Source organism: Terribacillus sp. 7520-G (assembly GCF_002271665.1).
Taxonomy (GTDB): domain Bacteria; phylum Bacillota; class Bacilli; order Bacillales; family Amphibacillaceae; genus Terribacillus.
Genome location: NZ_NQFP01000007.1, coordinates 196,822 through 220,591 on the forward strand (window position 1 = coordinate 196,822; position 23,770 = coordinate 220,591).

At 48.7% G+C, this 23,770-nt stretch carries 25 protein-coding genes; 24 read left to right on the top strand and 1 reads right to left on the bottom strand.

What is annotated here, in order from left to right; translation table 11 throughout:
• The first annotated feature begins 30 nt into the window (after window positions 1–30).
• Both acpP and rnc read left to right on the top strand, forming a co-directional pair.
• On the top strand, window positions 31–264 hold the full coding sequence (gene acpP / locus CHH53_RS03190; RefSeq protein WP_095214669.1) for an acyl carrier protein: 234 nt from the start codon (window positions 31–33) through the stop codon (window positions 262–264).
• A 91-nt stretch (window positions 265–355) separates the two neighbouring features.
• The gene (rnc, locus tag CHH53_RS03195; RefSeq protein WP_095214670.1) at window positions 356–1,039 is read left to right on the top strand and encodes a ribonuclease III; all 684 of its coding nucleotides are present in this window, start codon (window positions 356–358) and stop codon (window positions 1,037–1,039) included.
• Window positions 1,040–1,076: 37 nt separating this feature from the next.
• On the opposite strand, the gene CHH53_RS03200 is transcribed toward rnc, so the two are convergent.
• On the bottom strand, window positions 1,077–1,298 hold the full coding sequence (locus CHH53_RS03200; protein ID WP_095214671.1) for a DUF1128 domain-containing protein: 222 nt from the start codon (window positions 1,296–1,298) through the stop codon (window positions 1,077–1,079).
• A gap of 135 nt (window positions 1,299–1,433) precedes the next feature.
• Here CHH53_RS03200 and smc point away from each other — a divergent pair, with 135 nt between their 5' ends.
• The 22 genes from smc (at window position 1,434) to hslU (ending at window position 23,762) form a co-directional block, all read left to right on the top strand.
• Window positions 1,434–5,000: a chromosome segregation protein SMC gene (gene smc / locus CHH53_RS03205; protein ID WP_095214672.1), complete on the top strand. Its 3,567-nt coding sequence runs from the start codon at window positions 1,434–1,436 to the stop codon at window positions 4,998–5,000.
• Window positions 5,001–5,015: 15 nt separating this feature from the next.
• Window positions 5,016–6,026, top strand: coding sequence for a signal recognition particle-docking protein FtsY (gene ftsY, locus CHH53_RS03210; RefSeq protein ID WP_095214673.1), 1,011 nt, complete (start codon window positions 5,016–5,018; stop codon window positions 6,024–6,026).
• Between the two features lie 75 nt (window positions 6,027–6,101).
• Window positions 6,102–6,428 carry a putative DNA-binding protein gene (locus CHH53_RS03215; RefSeq protein WP_095214674.1) on the top strand — a complete coding sequence of 109 codons (327 nt, stop codon included), beginning with the start codon at window positions 6,102–6,104 and terminating at the stop codon, window positions 6,426–6,428.
• A gap of 12 nt (window positions 6,429–6,440) precedes the next feature.
• A complete protein-coding gene (gene ffh / locus CHH53_RS03220) occupies window positions 6,441–7,784 on the top strand; it encodes a signal recognition particle protein (RefSeq protein WP_095214675.1) in 1,344 nt (447 codons plus the stop codon).
• Between the two features lie 79 nt (window positions 7,785–7,863).
• Entirely contained in the window at window positions 7,864–8,136 is a 273-nt protein-coding gene (gene rpsP / locus CHH53_RS03225) for a 30S ribosomal protein S16 (protein WP_095214676.1), read from the top strand.
• Window positions 8,137–8,162: 26 nt separating this feature from the next.
• Entirely contained in the window at window positions 8,163–8,378 is a 216-nt protein-coding gene (locus CHH53_RS03230) for a KH domain-containing protein (protein ID WP_369819857.1), read from the top strand.
• A 70-nt stretch (window positions 8,379–8,448) separates the two neighbouring features.
• Window positions 8,449–8,832, top strand: a complete 384-nt coding sequence (locus CHH53_RS03235) for a YlqD family protein (protein WP_095214678.1) — start codon at window positions 8,449–8,451, stop codon at window positions 8,830–8,832.
• Between the two features lie 15 nt (window positions 8,833–8,847).
• Complete coding sequence (gene rimM / locus CHH53_RS03240; RefSeq protein ID WP_095214679.1) at window positions 8,848–9,369, top strand: ribosome maturation factor RimM; 522 nt, start codon at window positions 8,848–8,850, stop codon at window positions 9,367–9,369.
• Window positions 9,366–10,094 carry a tRNA (guanosine(37)-N1)-methyltransferase TrmD gene (gene trmD, locus CHH53_RS03245; RefSeq protein ID WP_095214680.1) on the top strand — a complete coding sequence of 243 codons (729 nt, stop codon included), beginning with the start codon at window positions 9,366–9,368 and terminating at the stop codon, window positions 10,092–10,094. The genes rimM and trmD overlap by 4 nt, the downstream gene beginning before the upstream one ends.
• A gap of 130 nt (window positions 10,095–10,224) precedes the next feature.
• A complete protein-coding gene (gene rplS, locus CHH53_RS03250; protein ID WP_095214681.1) occupies window positions 10,225–10,569 on the top strand; it encodes a 50S ribosomal protein L19 in 345 nt (114 codons plus the stop codon).
• 85 nt (window positions 10,570–10,654) lie between these two features.
• Window positions 10,655–11,212 (top strand): signal peptidase I, encoded by a 558-nt coding sequence (gene lepB, locus CHH53_RS03255; RefSeq protein WP_095214682.1) that lies wholly within the window; start codon window positions 10,655–10,657, stop codon window positions 11,210–11,212.
• Window positions 11,213–11,227: 15 nt separating this feature from the next.
• Window positions 11,228–12,082, top strand: a complete 855-nt coding sequence (gene ylqF / locus CHH53_RS03260; RefSeq protein ID WP_095214683.1) for a ribosome biogenesis GTPase YlqF — start codon at window positions 11,228–11,230, stop codon at window positions 12,080–12,082.
• An 82-nt stretch (window positions 12,083–12,164) separates the two neighbouring features.
• The gene (locus tag CHH53_RS03265) at window positions 12,165–12,941 is read left to right on the top strand and encodes a ribonuclease HII (RefSeq protein WP_095214684.1); all 777 of its coding nucleotides are present in this window, start codon (window positions 12,165–12,167) and stop codon (window positions 12,939–12,941) included.
• Between the two features lie 15 nt (window positions 12,942–12,956).
• Window positions 12,957–14,723, top strand: a complete 1,767-nt coding sequence (locus CHH53_RS03270; protein ID WP_095214685.1) for a hypothetical protein — start codon at window positions 12,957–12,959, stop codon at window positions 14,721–14,723.
• Window positions 14,720–14,995, top strand: a complete 276-nt coding sequence (locus CHH53_RS03275; RefSeq protein WP_095214686.1) for an EscU/YscU/HrcU family type III secretion system export apparatus switch protein — start codon at window positions 14,720–14,722, stop codon at window positions 14,993–14,995. The genes CHH53_RS03270 and CHH53_RS03275 overlap by 4 nt, the downstream gene beginning before the upstream one ends.
• A 201-nt stretch (window positions 14,996–15,196) precedes the next feature.
• On the top strand, window positions 15,197–16,357 hold the full coding sequence (gene sucC / locus CHH53_RS03280; RefSeq protein ID WP_095214687.1) for an ADP-forming succinate--CoA ligase subunit beta: 1,161 nt from the start codon (window positions 15,197–15,199) through the stop codon (window positions 16,355–16,357).
• Between the two features lie 17 nt (window positions 16,358–16,374).
• Window positions 16,375–17,277, top strand: coding sequence for a succinate--CoA ligase subunit alpha (sucD, locus tag CHH53_RS03285; RefSeq protein ID WP_095214688.1), 903 nt, complete (start codon window positions 16,375–16,377; stop codon window positions 17,275–17,277).
• A gap of 59 nt (window positions 17,278–17,336) precedes the next feature.
• Window positions 17,337–18,233 (top strand): DNA-processing protein DprA, encoded by an 897-nt coding sequence (gene dprA, locus CHH53_RS03290; protein WP_095214689.1) that lies wholly within the window; start codon window positions 17,337–17,339, stop codon window positions 18,231–18,233.
• A 153-nt stretch (window positions 18,234–18,386) separates the two neighbouring features.
• Window positions 18,387–20,465 (top strand): type I DNA topoisomerase, encoded by a 2,079-nt coding sequence (gene topA / locus CHH53_RS03295; RefSeq protein WP_095214690.1) that lies wholly within the window; start codon window positions 18,387–18,389, stop codon window positions 20,463–20,465.
• A 433-nt stretch (window positions 20,466–20,898) separates the two neighbouring features.
• A complete protein-coding gene (xerC, locus tag CHH53_RS03300) occupies window positions 20,899–21,807 on the top strand; it encodes a tyrosine recombinase XerC (protein WP_095214691.1) in 909 nt (302 codons plus the stop codon).
• Between the two features lie 15 nt (window positions 21,808–21,822).
• The gene (gene hslV, locus CHH53_RS03305; protein ID WP_095214692.1) at window positions 21,823–22,371 is read left to right on the top strand and encodes an ATP-dependent protease subunit HslV; all 549 of its coding nucleotides are present in this window, start codon (window positions 21,823–21,825) and stop codon (window positions 22,369–22,371) included.
• Between the two features lie 2 nt (window positions 22,372–22,373).
• Window positions 22,374–23,762: an ATP-dependent protease ATPase subunit HslU gene (hslU, locus tag CHH53_RS03310; protein ID WP_095214693.1), complete on the top strand. Its 1,389-nt coding sequence runs from the start codon at window positions 22,374–22,376 to the stop codon at window positions 23,760–23,762.
• Window positions 23,763–23,770 lie beyond the last annotated feature (8 nt).

The following is a 23,770-nucleotide window of genomic DNA, read 5'->3' on the forward strand; positions in this document are numbered from 1 at the left end:
CCTATAATACTGAAGGGAGGTGAATTTCCTATGGCAGATGTACTCGAGCAAGTAAAACAAATCGTAGTTGATCGTCTTGATGTAGACGAATCCAAAGTAACACTAGAGGCTTCTTTCAAAGAAGATCTAGAAGCAGATTCCCTTGATGTGGTGGAATTGGTTATGGAATTGGAAGATCAATTCGACATGGAAATTTCTGATGAAGATGCGGAAAAAATCGCTACTGTTGGCGACGCTGTAAACTACATAAACAGCAAACAGTAAGATTTAAATATGATGCATAGGAAAGTCCCGCTTGAATCCAGGCGGGACTTTCTCCGCATCATCACACCAATTGGAAAGTGGGGACAGCAGAATGAACTTATCTACACTGCAGGAGAAGCTCGGGATACATTTCCATGATGAAGCTTTGTTGCAGAATGCCTTGACCCATTCATCTTATGTGAATGAACATCGCCACCTGAAAAAGACGGATAACGAGCGCTTGGAATTCCTGGGCGATGCGGTACTGGAGCTTGGTGTGTCCCAATTCTTGTACAAGCATTATCCGGATATGCCGGAAGGGAATATGACGAAGCTCCGCGCTGCTATCGTCAGGGAGGAATCCCTTGTCCTGTTCGCCAAAGAAATGGATCTTGGTGCTTATGTGCTTCTCGGCAAAGGGGAAGAGCGCACCGGCGGCAGAACTCGTCCTGCGTTGCTGGCCGATGTTTTTGAGGCGTTTGTCGGTGCGTTATATCTCGACCAGGATTTCGAGGTGGTGCTTGGATTCTTCGAAAAGATCGTCTTTCCGAAAATCAGCCAAGGTGCTTTTTCACATGCGATGGATTACAAGAGCAAGCTGCAGGAGGTCATCCAGCAGGACAAGGACAAAGTGATCACGTATTCGATCATCGATGAAAGGGGCCCTGCCCACAATCGGGAGTTTGTGGCGGAGCTGAGGATCCAAGGGGATCTGGCTGGTACAGGTGTCGGCCGCACGAAGAAAGAAGCAGAACAGCAGGCTGCCAGGATTGCATTGGAAGCCCTGCAAGGATAGAAAAACGGCGGAGAACAAAGCTGCTCTCCGCCGTTTTTTATTTACGGTAATTCGCCAGCTCCTGGATGAATGCCTCTGTCTCCGAGACGGTGAGCTGTCCTTTTGATTCGATATGATCATATAATTCCTTGATTTCATGGTAATTGGCAAGCTGGTAATCCTCCGGCTGCATGATGGAGCGGTTGACGACGACAAGCCGGTCGGCAATGCCGTTGATGAGCGTGGCCAGGTTCTCCTCTGATGCTTGTTCGAGCTTCATGGGTGAGCCTCCTTTGACGTAATTGATACCTATTATGTACCTTTAGTTTATGATAAAATAAACAAGTTAAAAACGAAAGAAAAAATCAATCACAATGCAGAAATAAGCGAAAAGCTTTCATATAGGAGAATGAGTATGTTCCTGAAACGATTAGAAACCGTCGGATTCAAATCATTTGCCGAAAAAGTGACCCTGGATTTCGTGCCAGGGGTAACAGCAGTGGTAGGTCCGAACGGGAGCGGTAAAAGCAATATTACCGATGCCATCCGCTGGGTATTAGGCGAGCAGTCGGCAAAAAGCCTGCGCGGATCCAAGATGGAAGATATCATCTTCCAAGGCAGTGATACGAGAAAAGCACTGAATGTAGCGGAAGTGACACTCGTGTTGGACAATGCTGACCAGACGTTACCGCTGGAGTATCAGGAAGTGAGTGTGACCAGACGGGTATTCCGTTCTGGGGAAAGCCAATTTTTGATCAACAACCAAAGCTGCCGCCTGAAGGATATCATTGATTTGTTCATGGGTTCCGGACTGGGCAGGGAAGCCTTTTCCATCATAAGTCAGGGGAAGGTGGAGGAAATCCTGAACTCCAAGCCGGAGGAGCGGCGATCGATCTTTGAAGAAGCTGCCGGCGTTTTGAAATATAAGCAGCGCAAAAAGAAAGCAGAATATAAACTAGCCGAAACACAGGAAAACCTGAACCGGGTGGAAGATATTACGTATGAAATTGAAGGTCAGCTTGAACCATTGCGGGAACAGGCTGCCATCGCAAAAGATTTTCTGGAGAAAAAAGCACAGCTGAAGGATGTCGAAATTGGATTGCTTGTTGCCGAAATCGAGCAATTACATAAGGAATGGCAAGCTGTCCTCCAGGAGCTCGGGAAGAATAAGCAGGAGCTGGAAAGTCAGAAGCAATCAATCAATGAGAAAGAGCAGCTGCTGGAGTCTGAGAAAACGGAGCTGCAGGCACTGGATGCTTCCATAGATGAATTGCAGGCTTCCTTGCTCATCGTCACACAGGAATTGGAGAATCTCGAAGGAAAGAAACAGCTGCTGAACGAACGATCCAAGCACCTGGCGGAGAACAAGGAGAAGCTGGAGAGAGACACGGAGCAGCTGGGACATACGCTCGAACAGCAATTGAAACAGCTGGAGCAGGAACAAGCTGCACTGGCAGCGTTGGAAACGGAAAACAAGGCGATCAAGTCGGATCTCAGGACCTTGGACAAGCAGCTGTCCCGTACGCAGGAGGATCTGAGTGAACAGATCGAGGAAAAGAAAAGTGATTATATCGATTTGCTGAATGAGCAAGCCGCCAAGCGGAATGAAACGAATTCACTCCGGCAGCAGCTTACAGGGATCGATGCGAAAAAGGATCGTCAGCGTACGAAATACAAGGATGTCGTTCAGAATCGTGACGAGATCAGTGCGAAGCGGGATGAGCTGGCTGCAAGCTTGGCAGAGGCTGCTGCCAATAGGGAGCAGGCTGAGGAAAAGGCGGATTCACTCCGCTTGGAAGCTGCCAAAAAGCGTGAGCAGTATCAGGATGCACAGAGCAGGCTCTATACTGGATACCAGCATATCGAGAAGCTCCGTTCGAAGCAGGAGATGCTGCAGGAAATGAAGGAAGAGTTCCAGGGCTTCTTCCAAGGAGTGAAAGCAGTGCTCAAGGCACGCCAGGAAGAAAAGCTCGCGGGCATCGAAGGAGCTGTCATCGAATTGATCGATGTGCCTTCGGCATATGTGACTGCGATGGAAACAGCACTTGGCGGACAAGCGCAGCATATCGTGGTCGATAACGAAGCCAGTGCGCGTCAGGCAATCAACTGGCTGAAGCAGACGTCCAATGGCCGGGCGACATTTTTACCGCTATCTTCGATTCAGCCGAAGCAGATTCCGGCGAATGTAGTGGCGAATGCTGCTAATCGGGAAGGGTTTGTCGGCATTGCGGCAGATCTTATCCGGGTCGATGCAGTGTATAAGCCGGCAGTGGACTTCCTTTTGGGCAATGTTGTCATCGCAGAAGATCTTCAGCATGCCAATGCGATTGCCGCTGCCTTGGGCAGGAGGTATCGTGTCGTTACGCTGACTGGAGATGTGGTGAATCCGGGTGGATCGATGACTGGGGGAGCGCAGAAGCGCAACACGCAATCATTGTTCACCAGGGAGAAGGAAATGCAGGAAGTTACGGAAAAACTGTCCGATTTCCAAGCAAGGACGGAAGTCTTCGAACGGAAAGTAGCCCAGCTGAAAGAAGAACTTCAGCAGTTGGAGGCTTCGGCAGAAGAAACACGTCAGGACTTGAAGCAGCTGCAGGAAGCAGAGCAGGAGCTTCAAGCTGCATACACCGAAACGAATATCCGGTTCATGCATGCCAATGATAATCTTGTAATGTATGATCAGGATAATGCCCAGTATGATGCAGAACGGGAAGAGGTCGAGAAACGCATTGAGCAGCTCGAGGCCGAGCTTGCCGATTTGGATGGGCAGCTTCAGGATATACAGCAGGAAATCAGCGAGCTGACAGAAGCCCATCAGGCTTGGCAGCAGACGAAAGAGACCAAACGAAAAGAGCAGCAAGCCCTTCAGATACGTTCAGCAGAAAGTCTTGCGAAGCTGGAGAATCAGCAGCAAAGACTGGCGGAGCTTACAAAGCAGCTGGAGGAGACCAAACGGAAATACGAAGAACAGCAGCAGCTATTGCAGCAAATGGCCGAGGTTACCGGGAATGGCCAGACGGAGGAAGAGATAATCGAGTTGATCAAGGTGAAGCAGCTGCATAAGCAGCAAACGACAACCTTGATCGAAGAGCGTAAAGCCGAGCGCCAGGAGCGTCATGAGCTGGTGCAGCAAGAGGAACTCTCTGTCAAGGAAGCGAATCGTCTCCATCAGAACCTGGTCCAGCAGGTTCAGGATCAGGAGGTCCGTTCCAACCGTTTGGATGTGGAGCTTGAGAATCGTCTGATGAACTTGCAGCAAAGCTACTCCTTGACCTTTGAGAAAGCGCTGGCTGCATTCGGGAGGGCGGAAGATATCGAAGCTGCCCAAACAGAAGTGAAACTCATCAAGCGTGCTATTTCAGAACTTGGTACAGTCAATGTGGGAGCGATCGAGGAGTTTGACAGAATCAATGAAAGGTACAGCTTCCTTACCGAACAGAAGGACGACCTTTATCAAGCGAAAGCGACACTGCTTGCTGTCATCGATGAAATGGATGAAGAGATGAAGCGTCTGTTCGAGGATGTGTTCACGAAGATCAAAACGGAATTCACGGAAGTATTCCGCTCGCTCTTCGGCGGCGGCCATGCAGAACTCAAGCTGACCGATTCTGGCAATCTGCTGGAGACAGGGGTCGATATCATCGCCCAGCCACCAGGCAAGAAGCTTCAGAATCTGGGGCTGCTTTCAGGCGGGGAACGTGCTTTGACAGCAATTGCCTTGCTATTCTCCATCCTGCGGGTGAGGCCTGTGCCATTCTGTATCCTGGATGAGGTGGAGGCAGCACTGGATGATGCAAACGTCAGCCGCTTTGCGCAATATATGAAGCAATTCAGTGAAAAGACCCAGTTCATTGCCATCACCCACAGAAAGGGTACAATGGAGGAGGCAGATGTCCTTTACGGTGTGACGATGCAGGAATCTGGAGTTTCCAGGCTAGTATCTGTCCGTCTGGAGGATGCACCGGCATTAGTGAAGGTATAAGAAAGGAAGAACAATATGAGCTTTTTTCAGAAATTGAAAAACAGATTCTCCAACACGAACAATGAAACAGAAGAAAAAACACCCGAAAAATACAAGGAAGGTCTCAAGAAGACACGTACCTCCTTCTCCGACCGGATGAATAATCTGATGGCGCGCTATCGGAAAGTGGATGAGGACTTCTTCGAGGAATTAGAAGAGGTCTTGATCGCCTCCGATGTCGGTGTGAACACCGTGATGGATTTGGTCGATGAGCTACGGATGGAAGCAAAGCGCCGGAATATCAAGGACAGCAGTCAATTGAAGGACGTCATCTCGGAAAAACTGGTGGAAATCTACCAGGGGGACGAAGAGGAACAGCCGCAGAAACTGACCGTCAACGAGGATGGCCTTACGATTTACTTATTTGTCGGTGTCAACGGTGTCGGAAAGACGACCAGCATCGGTAAGCTGGCATATAAGCTCAAGCAGGAAGGCAAGAAAGTCGTCATGGCGGCGGGGGATACATTCAGAGCCGGTGCGATCGAACAGCTGCAAGTATGGGGAGAGCGTACAGGTGTCGAAGTGATCCGCCATAATGCCGGAAGTGATCCGGCAGCCGTCATCTATGATGGCATCAAGGCGGCGCAAGCACGCGGTGCGGATGTCCTTCTTTGTGATACTGCCGGCCGATTGCAGAATAAAGTGAATCTGATGAATGAGCTGAACAAAGTGCATCGCGTCATCGAACGCGAGGTACCAGGTGCGCCGCATGAAGTATTGCTTGTCCTTGATGCGACTACGGGACAGAATGCACTCGCACAGGCGAAGACATTCCAGGAGACGGCAAAGGTATCCGGTATCGTGCTGTCCAAGCTGGATGGGACAGCCAAGGGTGGTATTGTCCTGGCCATCCGTAATGAGATGCAGATTCCAGTCAAGTTCGTCGGGCTTGGTGAACAGATGGAGGACTTGCAGGAATTCGATCCGAATGCCTTCGTATACGGCTTGTTCGCCGACTTGATGCAGGATGAGGAGCAGGCGGAGTAGCAGTTTCTTGACAGCTGCACGCTCATTTGGCTACAATTTTTGTAAAGGCATTTCACTTAACAAGGGGTGCGGCGCATGTTGGAGAAAACGACTCGTATGAATTATTTATTCGATTTTTATCAGGCACTGCTTACGCCGAAGCAGCGCAGTTATATGGTAATGTATTATTTAGAGGATCTGTCATTGGGGGAGATTGCCGAATCATTCGATGTATCCCGCCAGGCAGTCTATGATAATATCAGGCGCACCGAAGCGATGATCGAAAGCTACGAGAAAAAGCTGCATCTGTATGATCGCTTCAAGGAGAGAAGCGCACTGCTGGATGAATTGGAAGGAACAGTTGATGCCAATGACCAGTCTGGTGCAAAAGATCTCATCCAAAAGATAAAAGAATTAGATTAGGAGGTCGATTCCATGGCATTTGAAGGATTAGCCGACCGACTGCAGAGCACGATCCAAAAAATACGCGGGCGCGGTAAAGTCACTGAACAAGATGTAAAAGAAATGACTCGGGAAGTACGGCTTGCGCTTTTGGAAGCGGACGTCAACTTCAAGGTTGTCAAGCAGCTGATCAATAAAATCAAGGAACGGGCTGTCGGTCAGGAAGTGATGGAGAGCCTTACACCTGGTCAGCAGGTCATCAAGGTTGTCCAGGAGGAGCTGACACAGCTCATGGGCGGCGAGCAGAGCAAGATCGCGGTTGCCGATAGGCCGCCGACTGTCATCATGATGGTCGGATTGCAGGGTGCAGGTAAAACGACCACGACAGGGAAACTGGCGAACCTGCTGCGCAAAAAGCATAACCGGAACCCATTGCTCGTTGCAGCGGACGTCTACCGTCCGGCTGCCATCGATCAGCTGGAGACACTTGGCAGACAGCTGAATCTGCCGGTATTCTCCATGGGTACGGATGCGAATCCAGTCGATATTGCCAACGAGGCAATCAAGAAAGCGAAAGAAGAACATCATGATTATGTCATCATCGATACAGCCGGCCGTCTGCACGTAGATGAAAAGCTGATGGATGAACTGACACAGATCAAGACGGATGTGAACCCGGCGGAAATCTTCCTCGTCGTCGATGCGATGACAGGTCAGGACGCCGTGAACGTAGCCGAAAGCTTCGATGAGCAACTGGACATTTCCGGGGTTGTTTTGACCAAGCTTGATGGTGATACACGAGGCGGGGCCGCTTTATCCATCCGGGCTGTCACCGGGAAACCGATCAAGTTCGTCGGTATGGGTGAGCGGACAGATCAGCTGGAGGCCTTCCATCCAGAACGGATGGCGTCCCGTATCCTTGGCATGGGGGATGTCCTGTCCCTTATCGAGAAAGCCCAGGAAAATGTGGACGAAAAGCAGGCGCGCGAATTGGAAGAGAAAATGCGCAGCATGAGCTTTACATTCGATGATTTCCTCGAGCAGATGAGCCAGGTGAAAAAGATGGGGCCGCTTGATGATTTATTGAGCATGCTCCCGGGCGCAGGCAAAATGAAGAATATGAAGAACGTCCAGCTGGATGAGAAGCAGCTCGTGCATGTGGAGGCCATCATCCAATCGATGACGCGCAAGGAGCGGCAGGAGCCGTCCTTGATCAATGCCAGCCGCAAGAAACGGATTGCCAAAGGCTCCGGGCGCAGTGTTTCCGAAGTCAATCGTCTGCTGAAACAATTCGAGGATATGAAGAAAATGATGAAGCAAATGACGAACATGCAAAAGGGCAAAAAAGGGCGCGGAATGAAATTTCCTTTTATGTAATGTAAAAACCCTTTACAGTGATTATTTAATCTGATACAATCATATCTTGTGAGAAACATTATTTTGGAGGTGCAACAACATGGCAGTTAAAATTCGTCTAAAACGTATGGGTTCCAAAAGAAACCCTTTCTATCGTGTCGTAGTTGCTGATTCTCGTTCTCCTCGTGACGGACGTATTATCGAGCAAATCGGAACATATAATCCTACAGTCAACCCGGCTGAGGTTAAAATGGATGAAGCGAAAGCACTCGACTGGATGGCTAAAGGTGCGAAGCCAAGCGACACAGTTCGCAACCTTTTCTCTAACGAAGGTATTTTGAAAAAGTTCCACGAATCAAAAAACCAGAAGTAAAGGGCTGATCGATTCTGAAAGCACTCATTGAAGCGATGGTTGCTCCGCTTGTTGATTTTCCCGAGCAGATCGTCGTGCACCAAAGGGAAGAACAGCATAAGGTCATCTATCAGCTTCAAGTGCATGAATCTGATATTGGCAAGGTGATCGGTAAGGACGGCCGCAATGCACGTGCCCTGCGTACAGTGCTGCGCGCCGCATCCGACAATCACGATAAACGCATTTATCTGGACATATTGTAAAAGGGAGAGGGAAACCTTTCCCTTTTTTACCATGTCAAAAAAGCTTTGTCAGCAGAAAGCCAGGTGACCGATGAAGATAATCAGAAGCTTGCGCGTCGATGAAGTAATCACCGAATCCAGCAAAGCAGCCATAAGGGAACGTCTTCAAAGATCGGCGCATCAACTTGACCAAGAGTGTCAACAGCTGTTGTTCGAGAAACGAAAACTTGAAAAGAAACAAGGTGTATCCAAGCAGGATGTACACAGACGTTTCCAAGCAGAAATCCAAAAGCGCAAGGAAAAAGCGTCTTCGATCGCTTTCCAGCTGACGCAGCTGGATGTGCTGCCGATCGGCAGTGAAATCATGATCCAAGAGGTTGAAGCTCTTGTTGAAGTTGAAGTAGGCATGAAGTGGGACGAGCTTACAACGCAGAAAATCGTCATCCAAGATGGCATTGTCATCCGGATCGAATAATGAAGGTGATATACAATGGAAATGAAGATGTTTAATGTAGGAAAAGTCGTCAATACCCATGGCATAGCAGGAGAGGTCAGGGTCGTTCGGATCACCGATTTTGATGAACGCTTCGCGCCTGGGGAAGAACTGTACTGGTTCCAGGATGAGGACAGCAAACCGCAAAAGCTGATTGTGAATACGCATAGACAGCATAAATCATTCGATTTGCTTACTTTCCAAGGGTATACCTCCATCAATCAAGTGGAAGGATTGAAAGGCGGCATCCTGAAAGTGCGCGAGGATCAGCTTGGTGAATTGGAAGAAAATGAGTTTTATTATCATGAGATCATCGGCTGTACAGTGGAGACAGTCGAAGGCGAGGCGCTTGGCAAGGTGAAAGAAATCCTGTCCCCTGGCGCAAATGATGTATGGGTTGTGCAGCGTCCGAAACAGAAAGATTTGCTGGTGCCGTATATCGAGCCGGTCGTTAAGCAAATCGATGTCGATGGCAAGCGCATCGTGATCGAACCGATGGAAGGATTGCTGGATCTATGAAAATTGACATTCTGACACTATTTCCGGAGATGTTCGACGGCGTGCTGCAGCACTCCATCCTGAAACGGGCCCAAGACCTCGGGGCCTTTCAGCCGAATCTTGTGAATTTCCGGGAATTCACGACCAACAAGCATAAAAAAGTCGATGATTATCCATACGGCGGCGGAGCTGGCATGGTCTTGGCCCCCCAGCCGATATTCGATGCAATAGAGCATGTGACCGAAGGATCAGCCAAGCCCCGTGTCATACTCATGTGCCCGCAGGGTGAGCCGTATAACCAAAAGAAGGCTGAGGAACTTGCGAAAGAGGAGCATCTCATTTTCATTTGCGGTCATTATGAAGGATATGATGAACGCATTCGCGAGAATCTCGTGACGGACGAAATTTCCATCGGGGACTATGTCCTGACAGGAGGGGAAATCGGTGCCATGGCAGTGATCGACAGTGTCGTCCGGCTCCTGCCGGATGTACTGGGCAATGCTTCATCTGCCCCGGAAGACTCTTTCTCCACCGGTCTCCTGGAGCACCCCCATTATACCCGGCCAGCCGATTTCCGAGGCATGCAGGTGCCTGAGGTCCTCACTTCGGGTGATCATGGCAAAATCGAGGCTTGGCGCCGGGAGCAATCGCTGTACCGGACAGCTACGAGAAGACCCGATCTCCTTGTCGACGCAGAACTTACCGATAAAGAGCGGGAATTAGTGAAAAAGTGGCAAAAAGATTAAATAATGCTTTGAATTCAAGATGCAAATATGATATATTTAATGCTGTGCTTACAAAGGTGAGTGCCATATTACGATGTTCCGCTGTCGTGTTTTTGCGAGAATGAGCATTGGTGAGAAGGAGTTGAATAGAATGCAGGATCTAATTCATGACATTACAAAAGAACAGCTTCGCGCTGATCATCCTGAATTCCGTGCCGGAGATACGGTCAAAGTTCACGCTAAAGTAGTAGAGGGTACACGTGAGCGTATCCAGGTATTCGAAGGTGTCGTTATCAAACGTCAAAACGGTGGAATTTCAGAGACTTTCACTGTACGTAAGATTTCCTCTGGTGTCGGTGTGGAACGTACTTTCCCGCTTCACAGCCCGCGCTTGGAAAAAATCGAAGTCAGCCGCCGTGGTAAAGTGCGTCGTGCGAAACTTTATTACCTACGTAAACTTCGCGGAAAAGCTGCTCGTATCAAAGAAATCCGCTAAGTACCAGAAAAGAGAGCTTGCTTCGTCAAGCTCTTTTTTTGCTATATAGACGAAATAGATTCACTAAACAATTGGAGGCTTATAGATGGCCAAACAGAAAAATGAGTGGCTGGATTGGCTGAAGGCTTTGATCATTGCCGTAATAATTGCAGTGGTCGTTCGGATGTTCCTGTTTGCTCCGATTGTAGTCGACGGACCTTCCATGCAGCCAACCTTGCATGATAATGATTTCATGATTGTGAATAAGCTCAGCTATCGCTTCGGTGATCCAGAACGGAAGGACATCATTGTCTTTCATGCGACTGAATCGAAGGATTATATCAAACGTGTCATCGGTGTGCCGGGAGATCATGTAGAGATGATCGATGATACATTGTATATCAACGGAGAGGTCGTGGATGAGCCTTATTTGGACAGTGAGAAAGCCTCACTTACGGATGGCGGTAATTTGACGAATGATTTCACGCTTGAAGATTTGCCGGGCAATTACGAGGAGATTCCGGAAGGCTATGTACTCGTACTCGGGGATAATCGCAGAAATTCAACCGATAGCAGATACATCGGCTTGATACCGGAAGATAAGATTGTCGGTAAAGTACAGCTGACGTTCTGGCCGCTGGATCGCATCGGTCTTACAAAATAGGAGGAACATATTCTCGTGACGATTCAATGGTTTCCCGGCCATATGGCCAAAGCTAGAAGAGAAGTGGAAGAAAAACTGAAGCTCGTGGACTTTGTCATCGAGCTGGTGGATGCAAGGGCGCCGGAAGCATCACAGAATCCGATGCTTCGCAAGGTGCTTGGCAGCAAACCGAAAATGGTTGTACTCATGAAAAAGGACTTGGCGGATAAATCGGCTACCGATGCCTGGATCCGTCATTATGAGGAACAAGGAACGCCGGCTCTCGCAGTCAATGCAGATGAAAAAGGCGACATCCAGCATGTCATTCAGCGCGCACACGATATGCACGCTGCCAAACGGGAAAAATGGAAGCGTAAAGGTGTCCAGAATCCGCCGCCGGGCAGGGCGATGATCATTGGTATTCCGAATGTGGGGAAATCGACGCTCATCAACCGTCTGGCAAGTAAAAAAATAGCCAAGACAGGCGATCGCCCAGGTGTCACTACCCAGCAGCAATGGATCAAAGTAAAGAAAGACTTCGAGCTGCTTGATACACCGGGTATTCTCTGGCCGAAATTCGAGGATCCGCAGGTTGGTCTTGTCCTGGCTGCCATTGGAACGATCAAGGACCAGATTCTGCCGATGGAAGAAGTGGCGACCTTCATCCTTGGTTATTTGAAAGAGCATTATCCGGCTCAATTGGCAGAAAGATATGCAATCGAGGATATTTCCATGGATACAGTCGATATGTTCACGCATATCGGGCGATTCAGAGGTGCGCTGGAAGCTGGCGGCGTCATCAATTATGAAAAGACTTATGAAATCATCATTCGTGATCTCCGCAGCAAACGGATTGCGAATGTGACTTTCGAAAAGCCAGAAGCGGAATGAAAGGACGGACATACATATTTCTTTATGTATGTCTTTATTTTTTTTGTGCATGACCGATAAATAGAGAAAAGGGAGATTGTTCATGAAAGATGTATTGACGATCCAGCAGATCCGTAATCATTTACAGGATGGTACATATTCAGAGGAAATGCTCTCCTCCTGGCAAGAGGATCATCGTGCAGGTGTCAAAAAGCTGATGGATGCGCATAGACGAAAAGCGGAGAAGGAAAGGGAACTTCGCGAACGATACAATCGGATGTGCAGTTTTGAAAACGACTGTTATGAGCAAGGAAAACAGTATATCGCAGGTATAGACGAAGCTGGCAGGGGACCGCTTGCAGGCCCTGTCGTTGCTGCTGCCGTGATTTTGCCCAAAGATGCTTACATAGCCGGATTGAATGACTCCAAACAGCTGAGCGAGCTGAAGCGGGAAGCATTATATGATCAAATCATGGATACGTGCATCTCCTATGGTGTGGGGATCGTGGACAGCCGAAGGATCGATGAAGTAAATATCTATCAAGCTGCCAAACAAGCAATGCTGGAAGCGGCAGCGGAACTAAAATGCCAGCCGGACCATGTACTTGTGGATGCCATGCCGCTTGCAGAATTGCCTTGTACCCATGAATCGCTTATCAAGGGGGATCAGCGGAGTGTCTCCATTGCAGCTGCAAGCATCATTGCCAAAGTGACACGGGACCGTTTGATGAAAGAGGCTGATGAACAATATCCAGGCTATGGATTCAAGGAAAACATGGGATATGGGACAAAGCAGCATCTGGAGGCATTGCAAAAGCAGGGTATTACACCCTTGCATCGATTGAGTTTTGCACCTGTAAAAGAACTTTCCCGCGCTTAAGAAGGAAGGGGTATCATGCATCATTTATCCATTCAAAGGCCGAGTCACCTGCCGCCTGCAACCCACCCGCAGCAGGAGAAAAGCTTTCAGCAGGGTGAGGTCGTTACCGGCAGGATAAATAAGTTTTTCCCGGACAATAAAGCGCTGCTGCAAATCGGCGCCAAGCAAGTCATAGCAGAATTGCAGACTTCTTTATCCGCAGGCGGCACTTACTGGTTTGAAGTGAAGAAGGGCGGCGATCGCCCTCTATTGCAGGTCCTGCCCCAGGTTCCAGGAAAGGAAAACGGCGTTCCGCAATTGATAGAGCTTACCGGCAATAAGCCGAATAAAATGAATAGCACCTTTGTCGAAGGCTTATTGAAGCAGCAGACGCCGTTTACTATGCCGCAGCTGAAACAAGCCCTCCAGCTTCTGCAGCAGCCGCACTCGCAGCCATTGCAGGCAAGGCAGGATGCGCTGCAGCTGATGATGAATCGGAAGCTGCCTTTGACGGGAAATATTTTGCAGGCAATCGCGGCTCGTCAGACTTGGGATATGACAGCTTCCCTGAATCAGCTGAACGATAACCTGACTGCTGAAAATGACGGGGCTATGCCGCTCAGACAAATACTGGGCAAGCTTTCACCTGCCGGACCAGCAGTCCATGAGGCGCATTTGATTCAACAGATCATCCAGGAAGCAAAGGCGGGCAAACAGGATTTGTACCTGGCCATCCGTCCCTCTTTTCCATCCAATGCCCCATCGTTTGAAGCATGGCAGAAAGAATGGCTGGCATTCGAAAAGCAGTTGTCGGATACCCGGAATATGCAGCACAAACCTGCAATGGGGACGGCTAGGCTGGCGGCTGCATCCCCATATGCTTCTGTCATGGATGGTTTCCTGACGGAGCTGCAACGTGCCGGGAAGCATACTGCAGCAGCCCGGGATGGCTTGCAGACTGTGCTGGCGACAGTACGGCAGCTGCTCGCCATGTTTCCTGACCGTGCGCTGCCGGACGATGTTGTGTTAAGCCTGCGCAATTCCTTGGAAGCTTTCCAATCGGTTTCCTTGGTTCAAGGCATATCCAGCCAGCTGCAAAAAGGCCAAATGGGCAACGGGCAGTTATTGGCAAAGACAACAGAATTGCTGCATCTGCTGCAAGCTTCGAGCATGAATGAGCAGAGCAAGGATGGAGCCTTTTTCAAACAGCTGCTGCAGGATATATTCCGGCAAGTGGGATATGCATTCGAACATGATATAAAAGAAGCGAAAACTGCCGAATTGCCACTGAAAGGCTTGCTGCTGCAGCACGCAGCGCATAGTGCCGAAAGAGCTGAGCTATCTGCTCCGCTTCTACAGCAAATCACCGGAAGCCAGCTGCTTCAAGTGCATGATGATAAGCAGATGACCTATATCCAGCTTCAGCTGCCTGGAGCGCCTTTTGGATTCGATAAAGATCTGCTGATGGAACTTGAGGGGAGAAAAGAAGAAGATGGAAAACTATCCTCCGACCATTGCAGGATTTTGTTTTATTTGCATTTACCAATTTTGAACGACATGGCAGTCGATATGTATGTACAGAAAAAAACAGTCAGCCTGCATATTTATACAGCCGATGGGCAAGCGGAACGAGTGATGCGTCCGCTGCAGCACAAGCTGAAATCCGCCCTTGAGGCAAGCGGCTATCATCTGTCTTCCGTTAAATATACAATCAGCGGCGCTGATGTCAAGGAATCCGAACGTATCAGTACAGGTCCGGCGGCTGGATCATCCGAACAGAAAGGTGTCGATTATCGTATATGACAGATAGAAGGAACATGCGCCAAGCAGCTGCCTTGAAATATGATGCAGCCAAACGGCGGGCACCTGTCCTCACTGCAAGCGGAAAAGGTTTGACAGCAGAGGCCATCATAAAACGCGCCAGGGATAACGGGGTGCCGATCCAGCAAGATCCGGCATTGGTCGGCCTATTGTCGGAGCTGGAAGTAAACGAAATGATTCCGGCCGATCTTTATGAAGCGGTAGCCGAGGTCTTCGCTTTCATTTATCAGGCAGACAAGCAGGCGGGAAAATAAGCGTCCGGATTTCCGGGCGCTTATTCCATAAATTCTCTTATGAAAGCATTTTCATGCATTTTCACAGAAAACGGCACCTTCTTCCTGATCCCTTGTTATAAGTTTTATGTAGATTCTGTCTTTTCTATAGTTTTTGGTAGACTTTTGCAGAAGTAATCGTTTACAATGGTCTTGCACGGAATCTGACGGGGAGGGTACAGAATGAATATTCATGAGTATCAAGGCAAAGAGGTTTTGCGTGAATTTGGTGTGTCTGTTCCTGCTGGTAAAGTGGCATTCAGTGTCGAGGAAGCAGTGGAAGCGGCTGAAAGCCTGGGCACAAATGTATGCGTTGTCAAAGCGCAGATCCACGCCGGCGGACGCGGAAAAGCAGGCGGCGTAAAAGTCGCGAAAAGCTTGGATGAGGTTCGTACATATGCGGAGGAAATCCTAGGCAAGACGCTTGTTACGCATCAGACAGGCCCGGAAGGAAAAGAAGTGAAGCGGCTCCTCATCGAAGAGGGCTGTGATATCCAGAAAGAATATTATATCGGTCTTGTTCTCGACCGCAGCACATCCCGGGTCGTGATGATGGCCTCAGAAGAAGGCGGTACAGAGATCGAGGAGGTTGCAGCAGAGACACCGGAAAAGATTTTCCGGGAAACGATCGACCCTGTTGTCGGTTTGACTGGCTATCAAGCCAGAAGATTGGCATTTGCCATTAATATTCCGCCAGAATCACTGAACAAAGCTGTCGGGTTCATGATGAGCCTGTATCAGGCTTTCGTTGAGAAGGATTGTTCCATTGCTGAAATCAATCCGCTTGTAACCACTGGCGATGGTCAAGTACTCGCACTGGATGCGAAGCTGAATTTTGATGAAAATGCATTGTACAGACATAAAGATATCGTCGCATTGCGCGATTTGGATGAAGAAGATGAAAAGGAAATCGAGGCCTCCAAGCATGACTTGAGTTATATTTCCCTCGATGGGAATATCGGCTGCATGGTTAACGGAGCGGGCCTTGCCATGGCTACGATGGACATCATCAAGCATTACGGCGGGGATCCGGCGAACTTCCTTGATGTTGGGGGCGGTGCTACGACAGAGAAAGTAACCGAAGCCTTCAAAATCATTCTTGCCGATCAGAATGTAAAAGGCATCTTGGTGAATATTTTCGGAGGTATCATGAAATGCGACGTCATCGCTGAAGGCGTCATTGAGGCGTCCCGTCAAGTCGGATTGGATATTCCGCTTGTCGTGCGCTTGGAAGGGACGAATGTGGAGCAGGGCAAGAAGCTTCTTGATGAGTCCGGATTGAATATCACTTCAGCAGCGTCCATGGCAGATGCAGCAGAGAAAATCGTCGCACTTGTAAACTAACGGGGGAGGCATGAATCATGAGTGTATTTATTAATAAGGACACAAGAGTACTCGTACAAGGTATTACGGGGTCTACTGCGTTATTCCATACAAAGCAGATGATTGAATACGGCACCCGCATCGTTGCTGGTGTCACGCCGAAAAAAGGCGGTACCGAGGTGGAAGGCGTGCCTGTTTATAATACTGTCAAAGAGGCAGTTCATGAAACCGGCGCCACTGCATCTGTGATCTATGTGCCAGCTCCATTTGCGGCTGATGCCATTTTGGAGGCCGTCGATGCCGAGCTTGATTTGGTCATCTGCATCACGGAGCATATTCCGGTCATGGATATGGTCCGTGTCAAACGGGCGATGGAAGGCAAGAAGACCAGACTGATCGGACCGAACTGCCCGGGTGTCATCACGCCGGAAGAATGCAAAATCGGCATCATGCCTGGATATATCCATAAGAAAGGGCATATCGGGGTCGTATCGCGCTCTGGTACATTGACGTATGAAGCGGTGCATCAGCTCACACAGGCTGGCATTGGCCAATCCACGGCAGTAGGTATCGGCGGGGACCCGGTCAACGGAACGGATTTCATCGATGTACTGAAGGCATTCAATGAAGATCGTGAGACAAAAGCGGTCATCATGATCGGAGAAATCGGCGGTACAGCGGAAGAAGAGGCAGCCGAATGGATCCGTCAGCATATGAATAAGCCCGTTGTCGGTTTCATCGGCGGTGCGACAGCGCCTCCAGGAAAACGTATGGGTCATGCAGGTGCGATCATTTCCGGAGGGAAAGGAACTGCCGCTGAAAAAATCAAGGTCCTGGAAGCATGCGGTGTAAAAGTAGCGGATACACCAGCGGTAATGGGAGAGACTTTGATTGAGGTATTGAAAGAAAAGGGACTGTACGAAATCTGTCAAACGCATTAAGATGAAAGTGGGCCGATTGCCGGCCTGCTTTCTTATCTTTTGGAGACAGGAGTGGAAAATTGGACAAACGTGAAAAATTACTGCTGCTGCATCGTGTACTGCGGGGACGCCGCAAGGTCATGCAGCGTATCCTCACATGCGATCCCCAACTGGAAAATCTTCTACATGCATCCCCTCATGAACTGATGCTTCATTATCAGCTCCCGGAAACATTTGCCCTCACCTTGTTCCATGAATTGCAGGAGGAAAGACATATGGCTGTGTTGGAACAGGACATGCAGCAGTTCCAGACGCTGACTTGCTTTGATGATGCTTTTCCTGCTATTCTAAGCCATATTCCGGACCCGCCGCTGGTCCTTTATGCTGCCGGCAGAATCGAGCTGCTCAACAGACAGCCTGCAATCAGCGTAGTGGGAACTCGTCAGCCAACAACGTCGGCATCGGCCAAAATCGCTTATATCCTGGATCCATTAGCAGCTGCCGGATGGACGATTGTGAGCGGAATGGCGAAGGGGATCGACAGTATGGCCCATCATGCAGCGATTCGTAACGGAGGCAATACGATAGCCGTATTGGGAAGCGGTTTGCGTCACGTTTACCCTCGTTCTAATCGGCACTTATTCGACTGCCTGGAGGATGGGCAGCTTGTAGTCAGTGAGTATTACCCGGATCAGCATCCAAGGCAGCATCATTTCCCGGAAAGAAACCGCATCATCAGCGGACTGGGCTTCTGTACCCTCGTGATCGAAGCAAAAAAACAGAGTGGTTCGATGCATACCGTGATGCATGCCTTGGAGCAAGGAAAGGATGTATTTGCCATACCTGGGGATCCTTATGAGGACCAGACGGCGGGCTGTCATCAGATGATTTCAGATGGAGCCGGGATCATTTTCGAGCCTGGTCAGCTGCTTGATGAATGGGAACGTAATAAGTCGAAATGGATACAATTTATATAGTAGAAACTAGCTTTTTTATGTATGTTCCGTTACAAGAAATAACAAATTATGTTTGACAAACGGAATATAAGTATTCAATAATAGGGAAGATTTATCGAACAGCATGTTTACATTAGACATACAGAAAAAAAAAACCTCTTGGGAGGAAATAATATGGCAGATTATCTTGTAATCGTGGAATCTCCAGCAAAAGCGAAAACAATCGAACGCTATCTAGGGAAAAAATATAAAGTGAAAGCATCCATGGGGCATATCAGGGATTTACCCAAAAGCCAAATGGCTATAGATGTCGAGGATTCTTATGAGCCTCGTTATATTACGATACGCGGCAAGGGACCGGTTTTGAAGGAATTGAAAAGCGCAGCCAAAAAAGTGAAAAAGGTCTTCCTTGCAGCCGACCCCGATCGTGAGGGGGAAGCAATTGCCTGGCATTTGGCCCATAGTTTGAATATTGATGAAAATTCTGACTGCCGGGTAGTCTTCAATGAAATAACCAAGGATGCAATAAAGGAATCCTTTAAGCATCCGCGCAGCATAGATAAGGATTTAGTGGATGCACAGCAAGCACGGCGGATATTGGATCGGCTTGTCGGTTACAATATCAGCCCGCTGCTATGGAAAAAAGTGAAAAAGGGATTAAGTGCCGGACGTGTCCAGTCAGTGGCAATGAAGATGATCATTGACCGGGAAAAGGAAATCAATGAGTTTATCCCGGAAGAATATTGGTCGATCGATGCGGTCTTCCAATCCGGCAAAAAGAACTTCGAAGGCGCTTTTTACGGCCTTGATGGAGAAAAAATGAATATTGCTTCAGAGGAAGAGGTCAATCAGATACTGGCGAAGCTCAAAGGCGAAGATTTCCTGATCGACAAGGTGAACAAGCGGGAACGCAAACGCAATCCGGCAGCACCCTTCACCACTTCTTCCCTGCAGCAGGAGGCAGCCAGGAAGCTTAACTTCCGCGCCAGGAAAACGATGATGGTCGCACAGCAGCTATATGAAGGAATCGATTTAGGCCGTAAAGAAGGCGGCATTACAGGTCTGATCACTTACATGCGTACGGATTCGACACGTATTTCCGAGACTGCGAAGACAGAATCCGCCAACTATATAAAAGAAACCTTTGGAGAAGAATATATTGGCAGCGGGGCGAAAGCCAAGGCGAAGGAAGGGGCGCAGGATGCACACGAAGGTATCCGCCCGACATCCGCTTACCGTCATCCAGATAGCCTGAAGTCTATCTTATCGCGTGATCAGTACAGACTATATAAGCTTATCTGGGAACGTTTCATCGCAAGCCAAATGGCACAGGCAGTATTGGATACAATGACTGTGCATCTCCTCAATGAAGGAGTGGAATTCCGCGCCACCGGTTCCAAGGTCAAATTCAAGGGTTTCATGAAGGTATACGTGGAAGGAAACGATGATAATAAGAACGAAAAGGACCGCATACTTCCGAACCTGGAGGAAGGCATGAAAGTGAAAGCTGAAGAAATCCAGCCGAATCAGCATTTCACCCAGCCGCCTCCGCGCTATACGGAGGCGCGATTGGTCCGTACGATGGAAGAGAAGGGTATTGGAAGACCATCCACTTATGCTCCGACTTTGGATACCATCCAGCGGCGGAATTACGTCACGTTGGATAATAAACGTTTTGTCCCAACCGAATTGGGGGAAATAGTCAATGACATAATGGTAGAGTTCTTCCCGGAAATCGTCGACCTGGAATTTACCGTCAAGATGGAAGAAGACCTGGACTATATCGAGGAAGGCAAAGCGGAGTGGGTATCGATTATTGACGATTTCTACAAAGGCTTTGATGTCAGATTGAAAAAAGCCGAGCAGGAAATGGAAAAAATCGAGATACGTGATGAACCAGCCGGAATCGATTGCGAGGTATGCGGTCATGAAATGGTGTACAAGATGGGACGCTATGGTAAGTTCCTTGCTTGCTCCAATTTCCCGGACTGCCGCAACACAAAACCGATCCTGAAAAAAATCGGGGTAACCTGCCCGAAATGTAAGGAAGGCGAAGTCGTCGAACGGAAGTCGAAGAAAAACCGTGTATTCTACGGCTGCGATCGTTATCCTGATTGTGACTTCCTCAGCTGGGATAAACCGATCTCGAGACCATGTCCGAAATGCGCTTCCATGCTGGTCGAGAAAAAAGCGAAAAAAGGAACGCAGATCACATGCTCCAGCTGTGATTATAAGGAAGAAGTTCAGCAGTAAAACAAATGACCCCTGCTTTCAAAGCTGGGGTTTTTTGCTTGAATTGTTAAGACTCTGTGAAAATAAGAGTATAAACCGGAAATGATTTGACACAGTTTTGTACGAGGTCTATAATAACGGATTGGAAAGGGATTTTGCTTGACACACTTGAGAGGAAATCGTAAGACGAACGTTACAGGCGAACAGGGTTCCATGCTTCCGCGAAAAGCAGCACAGAAGCATCGATCATCCTCGGAGTCTATCGCACCATAGCACGCATACAGACAGTTGATTTCAGGAATTGGAGCAGGCAGACAAGCATAGGCACATACACTGCCCTATGCTTGATGTGCATCGACACCGATTCAGAATTTTTCTACAATTTGATTTCTAACGTTTGCTTCTGCGCTTGAAGTTATGTTAAGCTTTATACGCTTGAAGTGAGGCGATCAATTTGAAAAATGCAGAACAGTACGTCCAAGAGTTCAAATCTTATCTGCAGGTGGAGAAGCATGCTTCTCCGCATACCGTGTATTATTATCTGAATGATGTGAATTTTTTCCTGGAATTTCTCCATTCAGAATCTATATCATTTGAACAAGCAGATCCTGCCGCCGTCCGTGTATTCCTTACCAGGCTGTATGAGAAAAAGCTGTCAAGAAGGACTGTATCGCGAAAGATATCAAGTCTCCGTTCTTTTTATAAGTTTTTGGAGAGGGAAGACGTCGTCTCGGCAAATCCGTTCTTGCGCCTCGTCCAGCCGAAGGCACCTGCTTATGTCCCCAGCTTCCTTTATGAACAGGAGCTGGAGAAATTGTTCGAGGCTTCGGATCTTGGGACTCCGCTGGGCCAGAGGGACCAAGCCATTCTCGAATGCCTTTACGGAACTGGCATGCGTGTCAGTGAATGTGCAGGGATTGAGATAGATGACGTAGACCTGTCCATCGGTACGGTCCTTGTAAGGGGAAAGGGACGCAAGGAAAGATATGTCCCGTTTGGCAGTTTCATGGAGAGAGCAATCCGCAGATACTTACAGGACGGACGTGAGCGCCTCTTGGAGAAATCGAAGGAAGAAACCGGCAAGCTGTTCTTGAACAGCCGGGGAAAACCGATTACGGAACGGGGGATCCGTCTCATCCTGAATAAACTGGTTGAGCAGTCCGCTGTACATATGCACCTGCATCCGCACAAGCTGCGCCACACATTTGCCACGCACATGCTGAATGAGGGTGCTGATTTGCGTGCTGTGCAGGAGCTGCTTGGTCACGAACATCTATCCTCCACGCAGATTTATACGCATGTGACGAAAGATCGACTTCGTACGATATATATGAATACCCATCCGAGAGCGAATCGGGAATAAAGGAGATGGATAGCCATGAGTTCCGAATTTCATGCAACCACTATTTTCGCTGTACGCCATAAAGGTGAATGCGCAATGTCTGGAGATGGACAGGTGACGCTTGGCAATCAAGTCGTCATGAAACATAAAGCGAAGAAAGTCAGAAGACTTTTCAAGGGTCAGGTGCTGGCAGGTTTTGCAGGCTCGGTTGCCGATGCCTTCACATTATTCGAAAAGTTTGAGGGCAAGCTGGAAACATATAATGGCAATCTTGCCAGGGCTGCGGTGGAATTGGCGAAGGAATGGCGCAGTGATCAAGTCCTTCGGAAACTGGAAGCGATGCTGATTGTGATGAATAAGGAGCAGATGTTCCTCGTTTCGGGAACCGGCGAAGTCATCGAACCCGATGATGATATTTTGGCAATCGGGTCTGGAGGCAATTTTGCCCTCAGCGCAGGCCGGGCATTGAAACGGTACTCCGAAGAAAAGTCTGCAGCTGAAATCGCACAGGCTGCACTTGAAATCGCTGGAGAGATTTGTGTATTCACGAATGATCAAATCACGTTGGAAACATTGGAGGCGTAATGATGGAGGCAAATTTGACCCCGAAACAAATCGTGGCCCAGCTGGATCGTTATATCATTGGTCAGCAAAATGCAAAGAGATCAGTAGCCGTGGCATTACGGAACCGTTATCGCCGCATGCAGCTCGATAGTGAATTGCGCGATGAAATAACGCCGAAGAATATTCTGATGATCGGACCGACCGGCGTGGGTAAGACGGAGATAGCCAGAAGGCTGGCAAAGCTGGTCGGTGCCCCATTTGTCAAAGTGGAAGCAACGAAATTCACGGAGGTCGGCTATGTCGGCCGTGATGTGGAATCGATGGTACGGGATCTAGTCGAAGCTTCTGTGCGGCTCGTCCGGGAAAAGAAAATGGAAGCTGTGCAGGACAAAGCCGGGGAACAAGCGGAGAAACGCTTGCTCAAGCTTCTTGTGCCAGAAACGAAGAAACAGTCGAATAACTTCAAAAATCCATTTGAGATGCTTTTCAACCAGCAGCAGAATGAAGAGCCGGATGAAAAGCCTTCTGAGGAAATCCAATCCAAGCGCGCCCGTACAGAGCGGATGCTTGCCATGGGGGAATTGGAAGATACGATGGTGACAATTGAAATCGAGGAGCAGCAGGCCTCCATGTTCGATATGCTTCAAGGTTCGGGCATGGAGCAGATGGGCATGAATATGCAGGATGCCTTGGGTCAATTCATGCCGAAGAAGAAGAAAAAGCGCCGCCTGCCTGTCTCCGAGGCGCGTCCCTTGCTTGTGCAGCAGGAAGCGCAGAAGCTGATCGATATGGACGAAGTATCCCAGGAAGCCGTTCAGCTCGTGGAACAAGCAGGCATCATCTTCATCGATGAAATCGATAAAGTCGCTGCAAAGGGCGACCAAGGTGCCAACGTATCCCGAGAAGGTGTCCAGCGAGATATCCTGCCGATTGTAGAAGGGTCTACTGTGACTACGAAGTACGGACCTGTCAAAACAGATCATATTCTGTTCGTGGCAGCAGGTGCCTTTCATATGGCAAAGCCTTCTGATTTAATTCCGGAGCTTCAGGGACGTTTCCCGATCCGTGTAGAGTTGGAAAAGCTATCTGTCGAAGATTTCAAGAAGATACTTGTTGAGCCTTCCAATGCATTGCTGAAGCAATATAAGGCTTTATTGGAAACAGAAGGTATAAATGTGGAATTTACGGACGAAGCTGTTACCAGACTGGCGGAAGTGGCCTTTGAGGTGAATCAGGAAACAGACAATATCGGTGCACGCCGCCTTCATACCATATTGGAGAAGCTGCTGGAGGACTTAAGTTTCGAGGCAGCGGATATAAGCATGGGAACGATTCAGATCACACCTAGCTATGTAGATGACAAACTGGCATCGATCGCAAAGAATAAAGATTTGAGTCAGTATATTTTATAAAATAACAG